We start from the raw sequence: 21,003 nt of genomic DNA, 5'->3' as shown, positions 1-21,003 counted from the left end.
GGTTAGCGTGAACTGCGGCCGCGCCAGACGGTTTTATCACTCAATTGCGCACTCAGTTCAGCATTCGCCGCTGCCGAAAAACTGAGGGGGAAAGTATTGCTCGAATGCGGTAAAACGTAGCCGAGCAGGCTGTCGGAAACGCTGCGCCCGCCGAGCGAGACGTGGCTCAGGCGGGCGTGCCCGCTACCGCTGTTGGTAATTTCGAGCGCCTGATGGCCATCTTTGTTAACCAGCTTCCATGCCAGCTGCGGTTTGCTGCTGGTGACGCTGGCACCGTTACCGTAAATGAACAGCGGCACGGTATAGCGCATCTGGAAATTCAGCCCGGCCTGATTTTGCGATGTGTTTTGCGCCTGCGGCGACGGGAGCTCGTCAATCAGAATGCGGAATGCCGTTTCTTCACCGGCAGGGACCGGCGTTTGTTTCACCAGGCGAATCAGCTGTTTTTTTCCGGGCTCAATCCGCACCATTGGCGGGCTGGCCAGCACCTGCTGCTGAGTTTGATACTGGTCCTGGCCGTCCTTCTGCTGCCAGAGGAACACGCGAACCTGCATCAGCGTGGTGCTGTCCCCACGGTTTTCCATCCACAGCTCGGTGGCTTTCTCATCGCTCGCAATTTTCGGGTCGATCGGCCACAAAAGCACCGAGTTTGCCGCCCAGCTGTTAAAAGCAACAAAAGAGACTAAAAGCAGAAAGCCGAATCCGGTGATGCGCGAGTGTTTCATAATGAGCGTTTCCTTTCTTTGAAATAAATCACCAGTTTAACGTTACCGTTAACGTATCGGTGTAGGTGCCGGCCCGGTTAACCCGTGGGATCTGCGCCAGGCCATAAATTGGCAACGTAATATTGCTTGCATTGTTGTAAGTAACGGTCAGAGCCGTATTTAGCGGGATTGCCGCGGTATGTGCGGCGTTGGTATACAGGGCGTAGGGCACGACGTCGGTATTATTCGCGATCTTCATATTGCGGCTGCCGTTGGCGTAATTAAGGCCACCGTTGATGCTCATCGTCAGCGTGGTATCCGGCGTGCAGGCCAGAATGATGGTGGTATTGTTGGCAAAGACCGCGCTAGCCGTTGTCGCAGTAGAGTTGATGCCGGGTAGCGTTCCGAAATTGAGCGTACCTATCGCGCTCGGATTCGTACCGGAAATCACGCAGCCGTTAACGATGCTGGCTTTCACCTCAACGGCGACGGGATTTGGCATTGACCACCCGCTGCTGCTGAGCAGCAGCGGAGTGAGTAAGTGCCAGCAGAACGTCAATGAATGGATGCGATCCTGCACCATACTTTTGCCAACTATCAGTAGTTTACGGCTACATTGATCGTATCGACATAAACCCCGACGGGGACGAGGGCGCTGTTGTTGCCGTCGATTTTACCGTAGATGGTGTAGTTATCGCCGTAGGTCTGATCGGCAGTTCCCAGCGGAGTGACGGTGGTGTTATTGACAATCGGCGTGGTGGACGCCGCAGAAGGGTAAAGGCCATAAACCACGCCGCGCGTTGCATCGGTAGCGCGGATCAGGTAGCGCGCACCGGTCGTCGGAGCGGTGCCGAACACGGTGGTGGGCGCGGTGTTCAGGCTGCCGGTAATTTGCAGATTATAGTCTTCACCGGCGGTACAGCGGACGAAAATACCGGCCCCCTGCGACCCGCTAACCGCGGCCTGTAATGAACCGAAGGTGGCAACCTGGCTACCGAAGTTAAGTGAACCGAAGTTGGCGTTGGTGGTGGCCGGTTGTCCGTTGACCAGACAGCCGGCGGTTAAGGTCAGTGTTGCCTCAATGGTCCCGGTGGTTGCAGCAATCCCCGAGGTGGCCACACCCATACTCAGACCACAGCCCAGCAGAAAAAGCTTTATTTTCATAACCATTCCTTAATGATTAGAGTGAGTAAAGAACTTTTTCGCCTGATGAAATGCCACGGCAGCAACGCTAAACGCAGCAAAGGTAAGGGAAAAATAACCAAACTATGACTGAAGCGTACTTCGGTCATATTATGTTACCTGTCTTAACAGGTTAAATTATTTGAATTAACTATAGGCAGGTGTTTTCGCGGTGTGAAGCCTCTTAATGAAAAAAAATTATATTTCGGCGACGAAGTTTATTAATGGACGATCCTTTTGAGTTTGGCGTGGGGAAAAGAATTTCAAGAATATTCTTACCATCAACTAGGCGAAATTTTGAGGTGATGCTATTTTCACTCTCAAGGAGAGGAAGATTAATAAACTTTATAAATTATAGGGAAATTTGCATGGTTAAATCAGCCTCTTTAATCATTTTCATCCCGTAACGGCGGCTGGATCCCAAAATCGATTCGGGGCCAGCACCGCTGAGTACGGGGAGACTTACGCCCTGACACACAGCTCCCGAGATCGTCACATGTTAATGAGCTCCTACAACCAGCTGCTGGTTATCATCTCGTTTATCGTCGCCTTTCTGGCCTCCTATACCGCGCTGGACATGGCCGGACGGGTCGCCACCGCCAGCGGCAAGGTAGCTCGGCTCTGGCTGTTCGGTGGTGGCTTCGCCATGGGCGTTGGCATCTGGTCAATGCATTTTATCGGCATGCTGGCGATGAGCCTGCCGGTGGTGATGAGCTATGACGCCACTCTGACCATCGTGTCGATGGTGATTGCCGTCGCGGCATCGATCTTCGCGCTGTGGACGGTGTGCTACGGTGAACTTCCCTGGTATCGGCTAAGCGTGGGCGCGGTGATTATGGGCAGCGGTGTGGTGGCGATGCACTACACCGGCATGGCCGCGCTGATGGTACAGCCGGGTATCGTCTGGCACTGGGGTTGGATAGTGCTGTCGGTACTGATCGCGCTGGTGGCCTCCGGAGCCGGGCTGTGGCTGGCCTTCCATCTGCGGCAGGGAACCGGTCGCCTGACGCTGATGCGCGGCGGTGCGTCGCTGATTATGGGGATTGCGATTGCCGGAATGCACTACACCGGCATGGCGGCGGCCAGCTTCCCGATGGGCAGCCACGCGACGCATATGGGAGTCAACAGCAACTGGCTGGCGGTGCTGGTGGTGGTGGTCACGCTGTCGATTCTCGGTATTACCCTGCTGGTTTCCATGCTGGATGCCCGCCTGCAGGCGCGGACTTCACTGCTGGCAACCTCACTGGCAGAAGCCAACCGCGAACTGGCCCAGCTGGCGCTGCACGACAACCTCACGCGGCTACCTAACCGTATCCTGCTGGAGGACCGGCTCGATCAGGCAATCAATAAAGCCACGCGGGAAAACTCGAAGTTTGCCCTGATGTTTATGGATCTGGACGGTTTCAAAGGCGTTAACGATGCCTTCGGTCACCATATCGGCGACAGCCTGCTGATTGCCGTTACCGAGCGGATGAAGTCGCTACTGCTTGGGCATCACACGCTGGCACGTCTGGGCGGCGACGAATTTGTTTTGCTAATGGAGATCGAGGACCCGAACGATGCAGCGGTAGTGGCCGGTGCGCTGGCGAAAAGCATTGAGCAGCCGTTCGATATCTCCCGCTACGAGCTGCAGGTGTCGCTCAGTATCGGCGTGGCCGTCTTCCCGGGGGATGGGGTTGATGAGCGGGAACTGATGTTTAACGCCGATGCGGCGATGTATTACACCAAGAACAAAGGGGGTAATGGCTTCAGCTTTTTCCAGCCCTCAATAAACATCATTGCGCAGAACCAGCGCCAGCTAATCAACGATCTGTGGATGGCACAGGACAACGACGAACTGCGCTTATTCTACCAGCCAAAATTCCGTGCGCCGGACGGACCGGTGGTGGGCTTTGAGGCGCTGCTGCGTTGGCAGCACCCGCAGCGCGGGCTGCTGACGCCAGACGTTTTCCTGCCGCTGGCGGAAAAAACCGGGCTGATTATCAGTATCGGCAACTGGGTGATCGATGAAGCCTGCCGGCAACTGCGTGTATGGCATCTACAGGGCAACACCCGCTGGTCGGTGGCGGTGAACCTGTCGGCGTTACAGTTTGAGCAAACCGGACTTGTTGAAACGGTGATCAAAGCATTGTCCACCCATCAGATCCCCGCGGAGCAGCTGACGCTGGAGGTGACTGAAACCACGGCGATGCGCAATCCGGATGAAAGCATTCGCATCCTTACTCAGCTGACCGAACTGGGGGTGAAGGCCTCTATCGATGATTTCGGCACCGGCTACTCCAGCCTGCTTTACCTTAAGCGGCTCCCGGCCAGCGAGCTGAAAATCGATCGCGCCTTTGTGAAAGAGCTGCAGGAACAGACCGAAGACGCCACCATTGTTTCCGCCATTGTGGCGCTGGCGCAAACTCTGAACCTGAAGGTGGTGGCGGAAGGGGTAGAAACGCCGGAACAACAGCAGTTCCTGACCAGTCTCGGCTGCAATACCCTGCAGGGCTATCTTCTGGGGCGGCCTCTGGCGGCGGATAAAGTGCCTGAGCTGGCTGACTTTTTCACCGCCGATAAAGCAACAGGGGTTGCAGAGAGCACTCCGGAACAGCCAAAGGCCGCCGATGTCGGATGATTGTACTGTGCTCAACGGCTGACCTATAATAGTTCACTTTTTGATGACAATGGCCTGTAACAGTCGTGGCAAAATATGAACAGCTGGTGACTCAAATCCGCCAGCAAATTGAGACGGAAATCTGGCTGCCCGGTGAAAAACTTCCCTCACTGAGGGAGCAGGTCAGCCTGAGCGGCGTCAGCCTGATGACAGTGATGCACGCCTATCAGGTGCTGGAAAGCCAGGGATGGATTATCTCGCGCCCGCAGTCGGGCTACTATGTTGCGCCGCGCGCCGAATTTCTCAGCCAGCTGGTCAGCCATCAAAAGCTGCAGCTGGCCGAGTCGGTGGACATCAATGCGTTTATCTTCGATGTGCTACAGGCCTGCCGCGATCCGCATATCGTCCCCTTTGGTTCAGCCTTTCCCGACCCGGAACTGTTCCCCCAGCGCCAGCTGATGCGGGCGTTGACCACCGTATCCCACAGCATGAAGCCGGTGGATGCCCTGCACAACCTGCCGCCGGGCAACGAAGCGCTGCGCAAAACCCTTGCCCAGCGCTATGCCCTTCAGGGGGTGCAGGTTTCGCCGGATGAAATCGTTATTACCAACGGGGCGATGGAAGCGCTCAACCTCAGCCTGCAGGCGGTAACCGAGCCGGGCGACTGGGTGGCGATTGAAAACCCATCGTTCTACGGTGCGCTGCAGGCAATAGAACGGCTGAAGCTGAAAACGGTGGCGATTGCGACCGATCCGCAAACCGGCATCGATCTGGATGAATTAAGCAGGGCGCTGGAAAGCTGGCCGATCAAAGCGATGTGGATGATGAGCAACCAGCAAAACCCCGTTGGCTGCACGCTGAGCCGGGAAAAAAAGCAGCAGTTGGTCGCGCTGCTGGCACAGCATAACGTCACGCTGATAGAGGATGATGTTTACAGTGAGCTCTATTTTGGCAGTGAAAAGCCGCTGCCGGCCAAAGCCTTCGATCGCGACGATAACGTGCTGCACTGCTCGTCGTTTTCCAAAAATCTGGTGGCGGGATTCCGCGTGGGTTGGGTGGCGGGCGGCAAACACGCCCAGCGCATTCAGCGCATGCAGCTGATGAGCACGCTATCTACCAGCGCGCCGATGCAGCAGGCGCTGGCGACCTATCTGGGCACCCGCAGCTACGATCGGCATCTGCGGCGGCTGCGGCAGGTACTGGAGCAGCGCAAGAATCTGGCGCTGCAGTCGCTAAAGCGGCATCTACCCGCTGGGGCAAAAATCAACGAGTCACGCGGCGGCTATTTCCTGTGGATTGAGCTGCCAAAACAGGTGAATACCACCGAACTGTACTTCCGCGCGCTGGAGCAGAAGATCAGTATCGCGCCCGGGAAAATGTTCTCTTCCAGCGAGCAGTACGCGAACTATTTTCGATTTAATACGGCATGGTGGGATGACACGCAGGAGGTGGCGGTGGCGAAGCTGGGAGCGTTGATCGGCGAACTGTTATAGCGGCGATCGGCCCTGAGGGCTAACCGATCGCCAGCGGCAGGCATCAGATAGTGGCGGCGTTTTTCTGACCCCAGGTCAGATGGAACACGTCATAAAAGTCAACTTCGCCCTTCAGCGACAGCAGCTTGTTAATGCCCTGCTTCACGTTTTCCGGTACCTTCTCGCTGCCGAGAATATCATTTACCGCTTCCGGTGACAGGGTGCGGATATAGTACCATTCGCCGTTGTAGCACACGCGAAGATCAAGAGTATCAATATCTTCAAAGCGATATTTGGGGTTGATATCCATCAGCATCAGCCCGCTCATCAGCAGGACGAACAGCGTGGCGCCCCAAAATGCGGGCCAGCCAAGGAAGTCGGTGGTAAAGATCAGCGCCACGGTCAGCACGTAGCAGCCATACATAGAAGCCCAAAGGCCCGGATGGGTTTTCAGGAACTTAAAGCTGAAACGCGGCTTATTATCGCGCTGCTCCTCGCGATTGAGCGTATCGATCTCGCGCAGCAGAATCTGTTTAACTTCTTCCATTTCCATTTTTTACCTCTGTTCAAAGAGCCCGGGCAGAGTGAAAGTAAATCACAGTTTTCGCTGCAACAGCAGACACAGTTTAGGGCTATTAAGCTATAACAGTTGTCTGCAGAAGGGAGTTTATAGCGACCTTGCGCGGCGTAGTGTAAAATTTTACCCATTCCCCCGGAAGGGCCGATAAGGGAATCAATGGACAGGCATCATGGTTAACCACTCCCGCTTTTTACAGATTATCCTGCTGCTCCTGCTGGGGATGTCATCCGCCCAGGCGCTGGACTGCGGACGTGCTTCAACGGTAGTAGAAAACACCATCTGCGACAATAAAGAGCTGACGTGGCTGGACCGCCTGTTCACTGATTCATTTCGCGATGTGGTGGTAGAAAACCCGCAGCGGGTGGAAAGCATCGTAAATAGCTGGACCCGCTCCCGCGACGTCTGCGCCAGCGACGCCTGCCTGCGGCGTGCCTATCTGAACGGTATCGGACAGCTGTACGGCGTCCCGGATTCCTTCGACTGGCAGGGCGTATGGTGGAATACCACCGCCACCCACGGTAACGGCGGAAAAATTCTCATCCATAGCACCGCCGACTGGGGTTTTAAAATGGATGCTACCGTCTGGGGTGGCGTCTACAGCTCGGTGCTCAGCGGCAGCGTCAATGATTATTACGGCGTTGGCTACACCAATGAAATTGCCTGGGGCGGGCACTGTGCAATCATTCTGGTACCGCGCTCCGACGGAAAACTCGAAGTCAGCAGTGATAGCAGCGGCGGCTGCGATATGCTGCTGCCGGGTGAAATGGCCATCGACGGCGTCTATGTTAAAGCCGCCAGCGATCCGCGCCCGCCCGCCACGCTGCTCACCTTAGGGATTTTGCCGGATAAAGCACTCGACGATCGCTTCCGTGAGCTGGTGGGCGACGACTATCAGCAGTATCTGGCGACCGCGACCAGCTTTGTATACAGCACGGATGAGGACAGTCTCGGCGCAACGGTGTTAACGCTGTGGGTGAAGGGGATGGCCAACCGCAAATCGTCGATGATTATGTATACCCCGGATGGCAAAATCTGGGCGCTGCGCGTTGAGCCGGGCAAGGACAACAAAGGGGTTCAGCTGCACTACGCCACCACCGAAAAAGGGAAAAACAGCATGCCGAAAACGCTGGCTAACTGGCGCTCAAGGTTCACAGAACGCTAAGCGCTCAGGCGGCTAGTGATAGTTGAAAATCTGGCCTGACGGGGTGATGAGCAACTGCTCGTCGCCAAATTCCAGCGTTTCAAAACGCACGCCGTTATTCTGCGCGTAGCCGAGGATATTTTTAATCATCCGCGCTGAGCCGTTGTCGGCATAGTAAATCTGATGAAAGTTGAACGCCACGCTGTGTGCGCTAACGCTCTTCTGCTCCAGGCTGACTTTAGCCAGAAAACGGTTATCGTTCGGGCTGGTCAGCGTCATGATCGCCGTCTTATCCTGGATGATAAAATGGGTATCATAAATCTCCCTCTGGGGGGCCAGCAGATCGTAATAGCCCAGTTGCAGGTTTGAGCCGGTAAAATCGCGGCTGAACAGATCCTGATTACCGAGCGGCAGCAGCTTTAGTCGCGCTGCTGTCAGCAGCAGCAGCAGCGTTATTGCCAGCAGACTTATCGACACAGTTCGCCATTTCATTGATTTTTCTCTCGCTTTCACGATAGATCAGCGCACTCAGCTGCGCGCCGTCGGTTCGCCAGTTGATAATATTCATCGCCAGCTGCCTGCGGTTGCAGCGGTTAATGAAGGTCATGGTGTAGTTCAGCGTGGTACCGGAGGTAAAGAAGAACACCTCCATATTGACCTGACGATTTTTCAGATACTGATTCAGTGAAAACAGCACCGGCCCCAGCTGCTTATTCAAATCCTCGGAGGCGGATGAACCGTCCCAGCCGTGGCGGACCTCAACCAGGCGGATACTACTGTAGGCAACCGAATTTTTTTCCTGCAGCTGCGTCGGCGAGGCGGTGAAATAGTTGCGGGCGAGAACCACTAACAGGGCGGCCAGTATGATGACCTGGCCCAGCACCAGCCAGCGCCAGAAGGGTGCTTCCACAGCGGGAGCAGAAGCGGGCGGCGCGGCAGGGGTAACCAGCTCCGCGTGTACCTGAGTGGCGTTGTCAGGATGGACATCCGTGTCAGGCCCGCTCTCCGTCAGCGCTTCTTCGCTGGCAGAAGACTCGGCGGGCTGCGGCAGAATATCCGCCAGGGTAATAAACTGGCAGAATTCCGCTTCAAGAATATAGCCCTTCTTCGGCACGGTTTTAATAATACGCTGTTGCTTACCGTCATCCTCCAGCGCCAGGCGCAGGGCGTGAATGGCGTTAGGCAGGCTGTTATTACCAATAACCCGCCGTTCCCACACCAGGTTAGTCAATTCTTCCCGCGTCAGCGTTTGGCCCACATGATCGGCCAGAACCTGTAACAGTTTGAGCTGATACTCGCCAAGACGACGCTGTTCCCCGGTGATCTGATGGATCAGCGAGCCGGAGGCATGGTCAATCAGCCAATGATGAATGATGAGAGATGGAGTCATAAGCACCGCTAGGCAGAAGTTTGTCACTGAATATTATGACGGGTGGCGGCCAGTTAGCGCAACTTCCCCTTCTTTTTTACGATCGTGCACCGTTCTGGTGCGAAAGAAAGTGCACGCTTCATTTTCATGCATTTTGCTAACAAATCGGCTATTTGCCACCCGAGCCTGGGTCTTGCGTCTCGCGGGGTGCTTCCTTCGCCAGGGATACTGGCACGCTTTGTGCAGCTTTGATCGTGGGTTCACAGACAGCGGTAGGGAAATCATGAATCAAAGCTATGAATTAGCGTCGCACTTTTATGATGAAATGTTGCTGAGCGATGGACACTATCGTCAACATTATCGGGAATACTGGCAGTGGCTTCAGCAGGCCGACCAGCAGGCGATTGCGCGCAAGCGCGAAGAAGCGGAGCTGCTCTTTCACCGCGTGGGGATCACCTTTAACATTTATGGCGAAGACGGCGGCGCGGAACGGCTTATCCCGTTCGACAGTGTGCCGCGCATCATACCCGCTGCGGAATGGGCGATGCTCGACAAAGGCATCCGCCAGCGCGTCCAGGCGCTGAATGCCTTCCTGCACGATATCTATCACGATCAGTATATCCTGAAATCCGGCATTATCCCACCCGAACAGGTGCTGGTTAACGAGCAGTACCAGCCCTGCATGCAGGGGATCAACCTGCACCGCAATATTTATGCGCATATCACCGGGGTAGATATGGTGCGCAGCGGCGACGGCGAATACTACGTGCTGGAGGATAACCTGCGCACTCCGTCCGGGGTGTCCTATATGCTGGAAAACCGCAAAATGATGATGCGGCTTTACCCGGAGCTGTTTGCCGATCAGCGCATTGCGCCGGTTGAACGTTATCCTTCACTCCTGCTGCAAACCCTGCGCGAAAGCTCGCCGGTCAACGATCCTGTGGTGGTGGTACTGACGCCGGGCCGCTTTAACAGCGCCTACTTCGAGCACAGCTTCCTTGCTCAGCAAATGGGGGTGGAGCTGGTGGAAAGCGCCGATCTGTTTGTGAAGGATGGCGCGGTGCTGATGCGTACCACCGCCGGGCCGTGCAAGGTGGATGTAATCTACCGCCGCGTGGACGATGCCTTCCTCGATCCGTTAGCGTTCAACCCGGATTCGATGCTGGGCGTACCCGGCCTGCTGTCGGTTTACCGCAGCGGTAACGTGGTGCTGGCCAACGCCATTGGCACCGGCGTCGCCGATGACAAATCGATCTATCCCTACGTGCCGGATATGGTGCGTTTCTACCTGGATGAAGACCCGATTCTCAACAACGTGCCGACCTGGCAGTGCCGCCGCCCGGAAGATCTCTCCTGGGTGCTGGCGAACCTGGAAAAGCTGGTGGTGAAAGAGGTACACGGTGCCGGCGGCTACGGCATGCTGATCGGCCCGGTGGCCAGCCGACAGCAGCTGGAAGATTTCCGTGCGCTGCTAAAGGCGCGGCCACAAAACTACATCGCCCAGCACACGCTGGCGCTTTCAACCTGCCCAACCTTTGTGGAGCAGGGGCTGGCACCGCGCCATATCGATCTGCGTCCGTTTGCTCTCAGTGGCGCGGAGATCCGTCTGGTGCCCGGCGGGCTGACCCGTGTGGCGCTGACCGAAGGCTCGCTGGTGGTGAACTCCTCGCAGGGCGGCGGCACCAAGGACACCTGGATTCTGGAGGATGACGCATGCTGAGTCGCACGGCTACTGGCCTCTACTGGATGGCGCGCTATCTGGAGCGCGCGGAAAATATTGCCCGGGTGCTTGACGTCACCAACCGTCTGTCGCTGATGCCGGTGCGCGGCAGCCACAACAACGAGCTGCGCGTTCCGCTAAACCTCACCAACACCAGCGAGCTCTTCTGGTCGGTCAACGACGCGCTGGCGATGCCGCAGCTGTTCAGCTTTTTCGCCCTCGACGATCGCAATCCTGCCAGCATTTACAACTGCTGGCAGGCGGCGTGGAACAATGCCCACGCGGTACGCGGCAGCCTCTCTTCGGAAGTGTGGGAAAGCATCAATTCCAGCTGGATTGAACTGCGCAAAATCCGGCGACGCGGCGTCGGCAGCGGCGGGGCGGATGCGTTCTTTGATTGGGTGAAAGAGCGCTGCCATCTGTTTCGCGGGGCGATGTTTGGCACGCTGATGCGCGGCGACGCGATGAACTTTGTCCGCCTTGGCACGCTGCTGGAGCGCGCCGACTGCACCGCACGCCTGCTGGATGCGTATCAGTACCTCTCGGATGCCGACGACGACACGGTGCGGGAATACTACCGGCTGGATACGCTGCTGCGCTCGGTTTCGGCCCGCGAAGCCTATCACAGCATCTACAAACAGCAGCTGGCGGCGGAGGGCGTGAATGAAATGCTGATCCTGCGCGAAGAAAGCCCACGATCGCTGCGATCCTGCGTGGAAGAGATCGCCGGACTGCTCGAACAGATCGGCAGCAGCGGTGAGGATCGTCCGCGCTATCTGATCAGCGTGCTGCACGCGCAGCTGCGTTTCAGCAGCAAAGAATCGGTACTCGATCGCGGACTGCACGCGTGGCTCAGCGCCTTTCTGGGCGAACTGGCTACCCTGTCTGACAGCATTCATCATACCTATCTGGAGGCGAAATAATGCAGCTGACCATCGAACATAAAACCTGTTTCAGCTATCAGGACCCGGTGACGCAGAGCATCCAGTACCTGCGCCTGACGCCGCAGGACTCCGTCCATCAGCGCATTATCTCCTGGGAGCTGCGGCTGCCGGGCGAGGCGGTGTGCACCACCGATGCCTGGGGCAACGTACTGCACGTACTGACGCTGGATACGCCGCATCAGGCGATTGAAATTGAGGCCCGCGGGGTGGTTGAAATCATTGACGGCGGCGAGTTTGCCGACGAGCGGGTCAACGCGCTGTCGCCGCTGGTGTTTTTACGTCAAAGTGCGCTGACCCTGCCGGATGAGGCCATCCGCGACTTCGCCCGCCGCTATTATCGGCCGGAAGCGCCGCTAGAAAGCCTGGAACGCCTGATGGGCGAACTGCTGTTGAAAATGCCCTGGCAGCCGGGCAGTACTCTGGTGACCGACTGCGCGGCGAAAGTTTTTGCCGCCGGCAGCGGCGTTTGCCAGGATCACAGCCACGTATTTCTGGCCTGCTGTCGCAGTTTGCAGATTCCCGCACGCTACGTCAGCGGCTATCTGTATACTGACAATGTGGAGCACGTGGCGACCCATGCCTGGGTAGAAGTGTGGATCGGCGACGGCTGGCACAGCTTTGATATCACCAACAACACCCGCAGCACCCGTCAGCACCTGAAGCTGGCCATTGGTGTGGACTATCTGGATGCCTGTCCGGTGCGCGGTATGCGCCTCGGAGGCGGCAGTGAGGATATGCAGGCGGTTGCCGCAGTGCAGCAGATGAATTCGCAGCAGTAATCGTTAATCGGGAAAACTATGACCTATTGTGTCGCAATGCGCTTATCGTCAGGGATGATTTTCGTTTCCGACACCCGTACCAATGCGGGCGTGGATCATATCTCCTCTTTCCGTAAGCTTCATGTATTTCAACAGGATGATGAGCGAACGCTGGTGCTACAAAGCGCCGGCAACCTTGCCACCACGCAGAGTGCCCTGAGCCTGCTGCGCCGGGGTTGTGAAGACGCTAAAAAGCCGAACCTGATGAGCTGTAGCAATATGTACGACGTGGCGCTGCTGGTGGGCGAAACGCTGCGCTCGGTGATCAAGCGCGATGGCGAAGAGTTTGGCGGCACGCTGCTGCTCGGCGGACAGATCAAAGGCGAAGATCCACGGCTGTTCCAGATCTACCCGCAGGGCAACTTTATTGAGGCCAGCACCGATACGCCGTACTTCCAGATTGGCGAAAGCAAATACGGCAAGCCGATTATCGACCGCGTGCTGCGCTACGACACGCCGCTGGATCAGGCGATGCAGTGCGCGCTGATCTCGATGGATTCCACTCTGGCGAGCAATATTTCGGTCGGGCTGCCGCTGGACGTGATGATCTACCCGGCGGACAGCTTCAGCACCGCGCAGCAGTATCATATTACCGAGAAGCATCCCTACTTCTCGCAGATCCGCCAGCTGTGGAGCTGCGGGCTGTTAAGCGTTTTCTCCCAGCTACCTTCCCTACAGCTGGAAGAGTAATTTCCCTCTACTTTTTAACCCCTTATAGCGCGGCGAAACAGGCCGCGCCACGCTGTCTTTTTTTCGTCATTTTTTTGCCATGTTGGCGTCATTCCCGGTGTTTAGTGTGCGGATAAAACACCCGGGAGATAAGCCTGTGTTTACCATTGAAACCGTACTTGAAGACCTCTATCCGCAGCATGAAACCCCTTCCTGGCAGAAAAGCGTCCTGCGCCGCCTGCTGCATGAAAAAGAATTCCAGCGATTCAACCAGCGCAATAAACACCTGAAAGGGTTGGATATGGTTGAACAGGTACTGGAATACCTCGACGTCAGCTGCGAACTGAGCGAGCGCGATCTGGAACAGATCCCCAGCCAGGGGCCGGTGGTGATTGTCGCCAACCATCCGCTCGGCACGCTGGACGGTCTGGCCTTGCTGCACGCGGTGTCGCAGGTGCGGCGCGATGTGAAAATCGTCACCAATCGCCTGCTGAACTGTCTGGAATCGCTCAGCAGTCTGATGGTACCGGTGGATAACATGGGCAACCGCACCAGCCGCCAGCAGGTCGCGCTGATGCAGGACCAGCTGGAAAGCCAGGGCGTGCTGATCTTCTTCCCGGCGGGCGAGGTTTCTCGCTTCGGCAGTAAAGGCGTGAAGGACGGCAAATGGAGTCACGGCTTCCTGCGGCTGGCGGCGCGCTACCGAGCGCCGATCGTGCCGATCCACGTCAGCGGACGCAACAGTGCGCTGTTCTACCTGACTTCAAAAATCTACCAGCCGCTGTCGATGCTGCTGCTGGTGAAAGAGATGTTTGGCAATCGCGGCGAGCGGCTGAAGCTGAAAATCGGCGCGCGCATTCCCTACGCCAGTTGGCACGATGGCCGGACCCCGGCAAAAGAGCTGGCCGCCCGCTTTCGCCGCCATCTGTATCGCGTGGCGCAGGGAAAATCCGCGCTGTTCCAGACCGAAGCGGCCATCGCCCGCAGCGAAGACCGTGCGGTGCTGAAGCGCGCGCTGGCGGGCTGTGAAGTGCTCGGCAAACTGCCCGATGGCAAAACCATTTACCTCTACCGCCGCAACGGCGAAGTCTATGTCCCGATCCTGCGCGAGCTGGGCCGCCTGCGAGAGATCGCCTTCCGCGCGGTGGGCGAGGGCAGCGGCACCCGCCGTGACCTCGACGACTACGACGACGATTATTACCACCTGATCCTCTGGGACGAAGAAGCGCTGGATATCGTCGGTGCCTACCGCTTTATTCCCACTGCCGAGCAGTTCGAGCGTCGGGGACTGGAGGGGATCTACAGCCACAGCCTGTTCCACTACGATCACCAGATGAACCCGGTGCTGATGCAGGGGATCGAACTGGGCCGCAGCTTTATCCAGCCGGCCTACTGGGGCAAACGCGGCCTCGACTATCTGTGGATGGGCATCGGCGCCTGGCTGGCGAAATACCCGCAGTACCGCTATCTGTTCGGCCCGGTTTCCATCTCCGGCGGCCTGCCGCTGGCGGCACGCGATCTGCTGGTGGCGTTCTATCGCCTCTACTTCGCGCCGCTGCTGCCGTTGGCCACCTCGCGCCGCCCGTATCCGGCATCGCTACCGGACGTGCTGGCCCAGTTCAGCGGCGATAACTACAGTGAAGACCTCAAACGTCTTAAGCGCCTGCTGGCTAATCTCGGCACCGGCATTCCGCCGCTGTATAAGCAGTATTCCGAGCTGTGCGAAAGCGGCGGCGTGCAGTTTATCGACTTCGGCAGCGATCCCGACTTTAACCACTGCATCGACGGCCTGGTGCTGGTTGACCTCACCCGACTGAAAGAGAGCCGCTTCCAGCGCTATATCTCCATCCACCATCAGCCGGAGCCGGAAACGGCCGTCGGCTGACGCCCCTCCCGCCACAAACGTTCCGGTTAATAAACTGGCACACGTGTGTGGCATTTTTGATGCAGCCTGCTGGACATAAAGTGAATATATTCCGTGCGTTAGCCGTAATTCCCTGAACAACGGGCGGTTTATTTTAATTGTTACTCTCAGAGTAACAATCAGGCACAAAGCGTAATTGATGAACAACCCATTCCGGTACAGACTGGCTGCCATACTGAAAGCATCTTGAGAAGATGCAATTACAGGAGGTTAACCATGTTATCTACCCCGTCACCCCAGGTCTGGGATACGCGTCGGCGCGAGAAACAGCGCCGTATAGCCAGCCTCGGTATCCCGCATAAAGTCCTGCCCACCGACGATATCGTCGCCATGCTTGAAAAGCTGATCTCCCCCGGTGACCGGGTGGTGATGGAAGGCAACAACCAGAAGCAGGCTGATTTTCTCTCGCGTTCGCTGGCGCAGGTGAACCCGCAGACGCTGCACGACCTGCATATGATTATGCCCAGCGTTGGCCGCAGCGAGCACCTTGATATCTTTGAAAAGGGCATTGCCCGCAGGCTGGACTTCTCGTTTTCCGGTACCCAGAGCCTGCGTATTTCGCAGCTGCTGGAAGATAGCCTGCTGGAAATCGGGGCCATTCACACCTACATCGAACTTTACGCCCGCCTGTTTATCGACCTCTCGCCCGATGTGGCGCTGGTCGCCGGTTTTAAAGCCGACCACAAAGGCAACCTCTATACCGGAGCCAGTACCGAAGACACCCCGGCGCTGGTCGAAGCCGCCGCGTTTCACAACGGCATCGTTATCGCTCAGGTTAACGAACTGGTCGATGATGAATGCGATCTGCCGCGCGTGGATATCCCCGGTTCATGGGTAGATTTCGTGGTGGTGGCGGACAAGCCTTTCTTTATCGAACCACTGTTTACCCGCGATCCGCGTCTGATTAAGCAGGAACACGTGCTGATGGCGATGCTGGCGATTAAAGGTATCTACGCCGAACACCAGGTCCAGTCGCTGAACCACGGCATCGGCTTTAATACCGCCGCCATCGAACTGCTGTTGCCAACCTACGGGGAGAAACTCGGCCTGAAGGGCAAAATTTGCCGCCACTGGGCGCTGAACCCGCATCCGACGCTAATCCCGGCCATTGAAAGCGGCTGGGTGAAAAGCGTGCACTGCTTCGGTGGCGAACTGGGCATGGAAAACTACATTGCCGCCCGCCCGGACGTGTTCTTTACCGGCCACGATGGTTCCATGCGCTCTAACCGTGCCTTCTGCCAGATGGCCGGGCAGTACGCGGTCGATATGTTTATCGGTTCGACCTTACAGGTTGACGGCCAGGCAAACTCCTCGACCGTGACCCGGGGCCGCCTCTCCGGCTTTGGCGGCGCGCCGAACATGGGCCACGATCCGCACGGCCGCCGCCACGCTACCCCGGCCTGGCTGGCGATGATCAATGAGCCTGACCCGCTGGCGCGTGGCCGCAAGCTGGTGGTGCAGATGGTGGAAACCTTCCAGGCGGGCGTTAAACCCACCTTCGTCGAAAAACTGGAGGCGATAGACGTGGCGAAAACCGCCGGTATGCCGCTGGCTCCGGTGATGATTTACGGCGATGACGTCACCCACGTGCTGACCGAAGAGGGGATTGCCTATCTCTATCGTGCCAGTTCGCTGGAAGAGCGCCGGGCGATGGTGGCGGCGGTTGCCGGTATCACCGACGTTGGCCTCGGTGTGGATGCGCAGCGCGTGGCTAAGCTGCGTCGCGAAGGCAAAGTGGTGTTCCCGGAAGATATCGGCATTCGCCGTACCGATGCCAGCCGGTCACTGCTGGCGGCGGGCAGCGTTGCGGACCTGGTCGAATGGTCCGGCGGGCTGTATCAGCCACCGGCTAAATTCAGGAGCTGGTAATGAGCCCGCAGCGGCAGCTCGCCGCGATCGTCGCAGAGCGCCATGCGCGGCACCTGGCCGTGGTGGCGGCCCACTGTCTGCTGGAGGAAGCGAACCTGACGCCCAAGCCTGGTCTGGTGGATCGTCGGGGAAGCGGTGCGCACACGGACCTCACTTTGGATCTCCTTGAGCGTTCGGCTCACAGCCTGACGCCGACCTTCTACGCGCTGGCGCTGCAGTGCTGGCAGCGACCGGTCGATATTGCTCTGCGCCAGCTGGTCGGACGGCTCGGTCGCGAAGGTGAAGCGCAGATGATGCAGACCACCGGCGGGGTCAACACCCATCGCGGGGCGATCTGGGCGCTGGGCCTGCTGATCGCGGCCAGCGCGATGCGCGGTGGCGAAGGCAGCGTGCAGCAGGTCGTTGACGGTGCAGCCGCGCTGGCAATGCTGCCGGATGACGCGGCACCGAAGCTGTTCAGTAACGGTCACCGCGCCAGCTCGCGCTACCGTCTGCCGGGGGCGCGTGAAGAGGCCCAGCAGGGCTTCCCGCACGTGGTGAACCTGGCGCTGCCTCAGCTGCGCCGCAGCCGCCGGCAGGGGGCCAGCGAAAGTGAAGCCCGGCTGGATACGCTGATGATCATGATGACGTCACTCAGCGATACCTGCGTGCTGTCGCGGGCGGGCATGGAAGGACTGAATGCGATGCAGCAGGGCGCACGAGCGGTGTTGGAAGCAGGCGGCGTCAGCCAGCCTGCGGGGCAGCGCGCGCTGGCAAAGCTGGATGCTGACATGCTGGCGCTGAATGCTTCACCGGGCGGCGCGGCCGATCTGCTCTCCGCCGCGCTGTTTCTTGACCGCATCTGCCCGGCCTGATGCGTAACGTGATGCAGGCCCGCTATCGGTGCGGTGAGTCAAGCCTGCGGTGAGTCACATCCGTCAGTGTGGGTTCCTGACACTCCGAAGCGGCGGTCCGTAGCGGCCGTCCGACACAAGGATTTTTATTTCAAGAGGATCTTATGCAACAGATAAGCCTTTATTTTCCAGCCTCGCGACGCCTGAACGGCAGAGCGCTGGCGGGCGTTGTAGGCTCAGGCGACATGGAAGTGCTGTTTGTCGCCGACGGCAGCGACACCCTGAACGTTGACATCGTCACCTCCGTCGATAACAGCAACAAGCGCTGGACGGCGCTGTTCGAGCGGCTGGGCACCTTCGGGGATCTGCCCGCCGGTCAGATGACCATCCACGACTTCGGTGCCACGCCCGGCGTGGCGAGGATCCGCATTGAGCAGGTATTTGAGGAGGTAGCCGATGCGTAACGATCTCAGCTTTATTGAACTGAATGCACGTCAGCGCGCACGGCTGTTGCTGGACCAGGGCAGCTTCCGCGAGCTGTTAGACCCCTTTGAAGGGATCGTCTCACCGTGGCTGGCGAGGCAGGGGATCGTCCCGCAGGCCGACGACGGCATGGTGGTGGCGAAAGGCACCATCGAGGGTCAGCCCGCAGTAGTGATTGCCATTGAAGGGGCGTTCCAGGGCGGCAGCATGGGCGAAGTATCGGGAGCCAAAATGGCGGCGGCGCTGGAGCTGGCGGCGGAAGATAACCGCAACGGCATTCCCACCCGTGCGGTGCTGTGCCTGGAAACCGGCGGCGTGCGGCTACAGGAAGCCAATCTGGGGCTGGCAGCTATCGCCGACATCCACGCGGCGATCGTCGATCTGCGCCGCTATACCCCGGTAGTGGGTATTATTGCCGGTACCGTCGGCTGCTTCGGCGGTATGTCCATCGCTGCCGGACTGTGCAGCTATCTGATCGTCACCCGCGAAGCGCGGCTGGGATTGAATGGCCCGCAGGTTATCGAGCAGGAGGCGGGCATTGATGAGTATGACTCCCGCGACCGTCCGTTTATCTGGAGCATGACCGGCGGCGAAACCCGTGCGGCCAGCGGTCTGGTGGATGCGCTGGTCAGCGATGGCCAGAAGGCGGTGAAGCAGGCGATGCGTGACGCGCTGGCGAAGGGCGTACCGGCGGTACACCGTTCCGAAAATTATCCCTGGTATCTGCCGCGGCTGACGAAGTTTGATACCCGCCAGCAGGCGGACGCACAGCAAATTACGCGGCTTTTCAGCAAGGAGGATCGGTCATGAAACAGCAAACAGGACGCGGTGAAATCTGGCTGCAAACACTGACTCCCGGTGCCAGCAGGATGCCGGGGCTGTGCCCGTCAGTTCAGGTCGCGGACGGTGAAGTTCACGGTGAGGCCGCGCGTTTTATCGCCGTGGTGGCGGATAAAAATAACCACTTCCCACGCGCAGCCGGCGGGGAAGCCGGACTGCTTGAGGGCTGGACGCTGGCGAAAGTGGTCAGTGAAACCGTAGCGGAAGACGCAAATAAATCTGAAAAACGCATCATCGTTGCGGTGATCGACGTTCCCAGTCAGGCCTATGGTCGCCGTGAAGAAGCTTTTGGAATCCATCAGGCGCTGGCCGCAGCGGCAGGTGCTTATGCCAGCGCGCGGCTGGCAGGCCATGTGGTAATTGGGTTGATTGTCGGCAAGGCGATGTCGGGGGCGTTTCTGGCTCACGGCTATCAGGCTAACCGGCTGATCGCCTTTAATGACGGCGGCGTGATGATCCATGCGATGGGCAAAGAGGCGGCAGCACGTATCACTCTGCGCAGTGTCGAGGCGCTGGAAAAACTGGCGGAAACCATCCCACCGATGGCCTACGACATTGACCACTACCAGACGCTGGGCCTGCTGGAATCGCTATTGGATATCAGCAAACCGGACGAACCGGATGCCGGAGATGTCGCACAGGTACGCCAGGCGCTGGCCGCCGCCATCGCCGCCGCCCGCCGCGATCCCGGACTACAGTGTCGCCTGCAGGCAGAAAACCGCAGCAGTTCAAAACGGGTTCGCGAATTGATGCGCGCAGCCTGGTAAGAAAGTCGCTAAGACTAACCTGCCGGGTTATCTGCGGGGGCAAATGGAGCATTCGCCCCCGCAGCAATGACCTGAAAAATAAAATAATAATCATCGCACCGATGCTTAATCAGACTACCAGGTGATGTTATGACATATATAATTATTCATGCGCTTGCCCCCATTTTCGTGATTATGCTGCTCGGCTTTTATGCAGGGAAAGCGAAGATGGTGGACAACAAAAATGTGGCTCTGCTAAACGTCTTTGTGATGGATTTCGCGCTACCCGCCGCGTTGTTCAGCGCGACGGTTAAAACCCCCTGGCTGGGGATTGTCCAGCAGTCGCCGCTGATCGTGGTGCTGGTGCTGTCGATGTGGGTGGGCTGGTTTGCCATCTATTTTATGGCCACGCGGCTGTTCCATAAGTCACCGCAGGATGCTGCCGTACTGACGCTCACTGTTGCTCTGCCGAACTATGCGGCGCTGGGCCTGCCGATCCTCGGTAGCGTACTGGGTGAAGGGCCATCGACGTCGCTGTCTGTGGCGGTATCGATCGCCTGTGGTTCGGTGCTGCTGACGCCGTTCTGCTTGCTGATCCTCGAGCGTGAAAAAGCGCTGGCGGCGGGCAATGGCCAGCAGTCCGGCATCGGTATGCTGCCAATCCTGATGTGGCGTTCGGTGACTAAACCTATCGTCTGGGGTCCGCTGCTGGGCGTGGTGCTGTCCGGGCTGGGGATCGGCATGCCGGAAATCGTGCTGGCAGCAATTAAACCGCTTGGCCTGGCGGCTACCGCTGCCGCACTGTTCCTCACCGGGGTGATCCTCTCCGCGCGTAAGCTGAGCATCAACGGTGCGGTGATCGTGGGCAGCATCACCAAGTTGCTGATCCAGCCGCTGATCGCATGGGGCATAGTACTGGCGATGGGCCTGCATGGTCAGGTGGCGATCACGGCGATCCTGATGATCGCACTGTCGGCGGGTTTCTTCGGGGTGGTATTCGGCAACCGCTTTGGCGTGCAGTCACCGGATGCAGAGGCCGTTCTGCTAATCACCTCACTGTTGTGTATCCTTAGCCTGCCGTTGTTTATCACGCTGACTTCCGGGATGTGA

General features: G+C 58.1%; 20 protein-coding genes. 14 read left to right on the top strand and 6 right to left on the bottom strand.

All coding sequences use genetic code 11. The annotated features are described in order from the left end of the window. Positions 1–2: 2 nt before the first annotated feature. The 3 genes from AC07U6_RS16625 to AC07U6_RS16615 are packed head-to-tail and all read right to left on the bottom strand — an operon-like array spanning position 3 to position 1,868. Positions 3–728, bottom strand: coding sequence for a fimbrial biogenesis chaperone (locus tag AC07U6_RS16625; protein ID WP_494764557.1), 726 nt, complete (start codon positions 726–728; stop codon positions 3–5). Between the two features lie 25 nt (positions 729–753). After that, the gene (locus tag AC07U6_RS16620) at positions 754–1,287 is read right to left on the bottom strand and encodes a Csu type fimbrial protein (protein WP_494763850.1); all 534 of its coding nucleotides are present in this window, start codon (positions 1,285–1,287) and stop codon (positions 754–756) included. Positions 1,288–1,301: 14 nt separating this feature from the next. Next, positions 1,302–1,868, bottom strand: a complete 567-nt coding sequence (locus AC07U6_RS16615) for a spore coat protein U domain-containing protein (RefSeq protein WP_494763849.1) — start codon at positions 1,866–1,868, stop codon at positions 1,302–1,304. Positions 1,869–2,382: 514 nt separating this feature from the next. Between AC07U6_RS16615 and AC07U6_RS16610 the strand changes: the two genes are divergently transcribed. Both AC07U6_RS16610 and AC07U6_RS16605 read left to right on the top strand, forming a co-directional pair. Further along, positions 2,383–4,506: a putative bifunctional diguanylate cyclase/phosphodiesterase gene (locus tag AC07U6_RS16610; protein ID WP_494763848.1), complete on the top strand. Its 2,124-nt coding sequence runs from the start codon at positions 2,383–2,385 to the stop codon at positions 4,504–4,506. Between the two features lie 65 nt (positions 4,507–4,571). After that, a complete protein-coding gene (locus tag AC07U6_RS16605) occupies positions 4,572–5,978 on the top strand; it encodes an aminotransferase-like domain-containing protein (protein ID WP_494763847.1) in 1,407 nt (468 codons plus the stop codon). A gap of 43 nt (positions 5,979–6,021) precedes the next feature. Here the strand turns inward: AC07U6_RS16605 and AC07U6_RS16600 are convergent, their stop codons facing one another. After that, positions 6,022–6,504 (bottom strand): YlaC family protein, encoded by a 483-nt coding sequence (locus AC07U6_RS16600; protein ID WP_494764556.1) that lies wholly within the window; start codon positions 6,502–6,504, stop codon positions 6,022–6,024. 202 nt (positions 6,505–6,706) lie between these two features. On the opposite strand from AC07U6_RS16600, the gene AC07U6_RS16595 reads away from it, so the two are divergent. Then, positions 6,707–7,699, top strand: coding sequence for a lysozyme inhibitor LprI family protein (locus AC07U6_RS16595; RefSeq protein WP_494763846.1), 993 nt, complete (start codon positions 6,707–6,709; stop codon positions 7,697–7,699). A 12-nt stretch (positions 7,700–7,711) separates the two neighbouring features. Here the strand turns inward: AC07U6_RS16595 and AC07U6_RS16590 are convergent, their stop codons facing one another. Both AC07U6_RS16590 and AC07U6_RS16585 read right to left on the bottom strand, forming a co-directional pair. Beyond that, the gene (locus AC07U6_RS16590) at positions 7,712–8,155 is read right to left on the bottom strand and encodes a hypothetical protein (protein ID WP_494763845.1); all 444 of its coding nucleotides are present in this window, start codon (positions 8,153–8,155) and stop codon (positions 7,712–7,714) included. Further along, complete coding sequence (locus AC07U6_RS16585) at positions 8,079–9,068, bottom strand: transcriptional regulator (protein ID WP_494763844.1); 990 nt, start codon at positions 9,066–9,068, stop codon at positions 8,079–8,081. The genes AC07U6_RS16590 and AC07U6_RS16585 overlap by 77 nt, the downstream gene beginning before the upstream one ends. 262 nt (positions 9,069–9,330) lie before the next feature. Here AC07U6_RS16585 and AC07U6_RS16580 point away from each other — a divergent pair, with 262 nt between their 5' ends. The 11 genes from AC07U6_RS16580 to AC07U6_RS16530 all read left to right on the top strand — a co-directional run bounded on the left by AC07U6_RS16580 (position 9,331) and on the right by AC07U6_RS16530 (position 21,003). Then, entirely contained in the window at positions 9,331–10,767 is a 1,437-nt protein-coding gene (locus tag AC07U6_RS16580) for a circularly permuted type 2 ATP-grasp protein (RefSeq protein WP_494763843.1), read from the top strand. Further along, a complete protein-coding gene (locus AC07U6_RS16575; RefSeq protein WP_494763842.1) occupies positions 10,761–11,690 on the top strand; it encodes an alpha-E domain-containing protein in 930 nt (309 codons plus the stop codon). Before AC07U6_RS16580 ends, AC07U6_RS16575 begins: the two co-directional genes overlap by 7 nt. Further along, a complete protein-coding gene (locus AC07U6_RS16570) occupies positions 11,690–12,490 on the top strand; it encodes a transglutaminase family protein (RefSeq protein WP_494763841.1) in 801 nt (266 codons plus the stop codon). Before AC07U6_RS16575 ends, AC07U6_RS16570 begins: the two co-directional genes overlap by 1 nt. An 18-nt stretch (positions 12,491–12,508) precedes the next feature. Then, a complete protein-coding gene (locus AC07U6_RS16565; RefSeq protein ID WP_494763840.1) occupies positions 12,509–13,219 on the top strand; it encodes a proteasome-type protease in 711 nt (236 codons plus the stop codon). A gap of 136 nt (positions 13,220–13,355) precedes the next feature. Then, positions 13,356–15,083: a bifunctional ornithine lipid synthase OlsF gene (gene olsF / locus AC07U6_RS16560; protein ID WP_494763839.1), complete on the top strand. Its 1,728-nt coding sequence runs from the start codon at positions 13,356–13,358 to the stop codon at positions 15,081–15,083. Between the two features lie 255 nt (positions 15,084–15,338). Then, entirely contained in the window at positions 15,339–16,991 is a 1,653-nt protein-coding gene (mdcA, locus tag AC07U6_RS16555) for a malonate decarboxylase subunit alpha (protein WP_494763838.1), read from the top strand. Continuing rightward, positions 16,991–17,845 carry a triphosphoribosyl-dephospho-CoA synthase gene (locus AC07U6_RS16550; protein ID WP_494763837.1) on the top strand — a complete coding sequence of 285 codons (855 nt, stop codon included), beginning with the start codon at positions 16,991–16,993 and terminating at the stop codon, positions 17,843–17,845. The genes mdcA and AC07U6_RS16550 overlap by 1 nt, the downstream gene beginning before the upstream one ends. 143 nt (positions 17,846–17,988) lie before the next feature. Then, positions 17,989–18,288: a malonate decarboxylase acyl carrier protein gene (gene mdcC, locus AC07U6_RS16545; RefSeq protein ID WP_494763836.1), complete on the top strand. Its 300-nt coding sequence runs from the start codon at positions 17,989–17,991 to the stop codon at positions 18,286–18,288. Further along, complete coding sequence (locus AC07U6_RS16540; RefSeq protein ID WP_494763835.1) at positions 18,281–19,117, top strand: biotin-independent malonate decarboxylase subunit beta; 837 nt, start codon at positions 18,281–18,283, stop codon at positions 19,115–19,117. The genes mdcC and AC07U6_RS16540 overlap by 8 nt, the downstream gene beginning before the upstream one ends. Next, positions 19,114–19,914 (top strand): biotin-independent malonate decarboxylase subunit gamma, encoded by an 801-nt coding sequence (mdcE, locus tag AC07U6_RS16535; RefSeq protein WP_494763834.1) that lies wholly within the window; start codon positions 19,114–19,116, stop codon positions 19,912–19,914. The genes AC07U6_RS16540 and mdcE overlap by 4 nt, the downstream gene beginning before the upstream one ends. Before the next feature lie 129 nt (positions 19,915–20,043). Further along, positions 20,044–21,003, top strand: a complete 960-nt coding sequence (locus tag AC07U6_RS16530) for an AEC family transporter (protein ID WP_494763833.1) — start codon at positions 20,044–20,046, stop codon at positions 21,001–21,003.

The sequence above is a fragment of the Erwinia sp. GW821-FHT03D09 genome (assembly GCF_059420805.1).
Note: the sequence above shows the minus strand (reverse complement) of the source record. Positions and strands in the feature narration are given on the sequence as shown.

Coding starts and splice junctions, on each gene's coding strand:
- AC07U6_RS16620 (WP_494763850.1), bottom strand. CDS start 1,287: ATGGTGCAGGATCGCATCCATTCATTGACGTTCTGCTGGCACTTACTC.
- AC07U6_RS16615 (WP_494763849.1), bottom strand. CDS start 1,868: ATGAAAATAAAGCTTTTTCTGCTGGGCTGTGGTCTGAGTATGGGTGTG.
- AC07U6_RS16610 (WP_494763848.1), top strand. CDS start 2,383: ATGTTAATGAGCTCCTACAACCAGCTGCTGGTTATCATCTCGTTTATC.
- AC07U6_RS16600 (WP_494764556.1), bottom strand. CDS start 6,504: ATGGAAGAAGTTAAACAGATTCTGCTGCGCGAGATCGATACGCTCAAT.
- AC07U6_RS16595 (WP_494763846.1), top strand. CDS start 6,707: ATGGTTAACCACTCCCGCTTTTTACAGATTATCCTGCTGCTCCTGCTG.
- AC07U6_RS16585 (WP_494763844.1), bottom strand. CDS start 9,068: ATGACTCCATCTCTCATCATTCATCATTGGCTGATTGACCATGCCTCC.
- AC07U6_RS16580 (WP_494763843.1), top strand. CDS start 9,331: ATGAATCAAAGCTATGAATTAGCGTCGCACTTTTATGATGAAATGTTG.
- AC07U6_RS16575 (WP_494763842.1), top strand. CDS start 10,761: ATGCTGAGTCGCACGGCTACTGGCCTCTACTGGATGGCGCGCTATCTG.
- AC07U6_RS16570 (WP_494763841.1), top strand. CDS start 11,690: ATGCAGCTGACCATCGAACATAAAACCTGTTTCAGCTATCAGGACCCG.
- AC07U6_RS16565 (WP_494763840.1), top strand. CDS start 12,509: ATGACCTATTGTGTCGCAATGCGCTTATCGTCAGGGATGATTTTCGTT.
- mdcA (WP_494763838.1), top strand. CDS start 15,339: ATGTTATCTACCCCGTCACCCCAGGTCTGGGATACGCGTCGGCGCGAG.
- AC07U6_RS16550 (WP_494763837.1), top strand. CDS start 16,991: ATGAGCCCGCAGCGGCAGCTCGCCGCGATCGTCGCAGAGCGCCATGCG.
- mdcC (WP_494763836.1), top strand. CDS start 17,989: ATGCAACAGATAAGCCTTTATTTTCCAGCCTCGCGACGCCTGAACGGC.
- AC07U6_RS16540 (WP_494763835.1), top strand. CDS start 18,281: ATGCGTAACGATCTCAGCTTTATTGAACTGAATGCACGTCAGCGCGCA.
- mdcE (WP_494763834.1), top strand. CDS start 19,114: ATGAAACAGCAAACAGGACGCGGTGAAATCTGGCTGCAAACACTGACT.
- AC07U6_RS16530 (WP_494763833.1), top strand. CDS start 20,044: ATGACATATATAATTATTCATGCGCTTGCCCCCATTTTCGTGATTATG.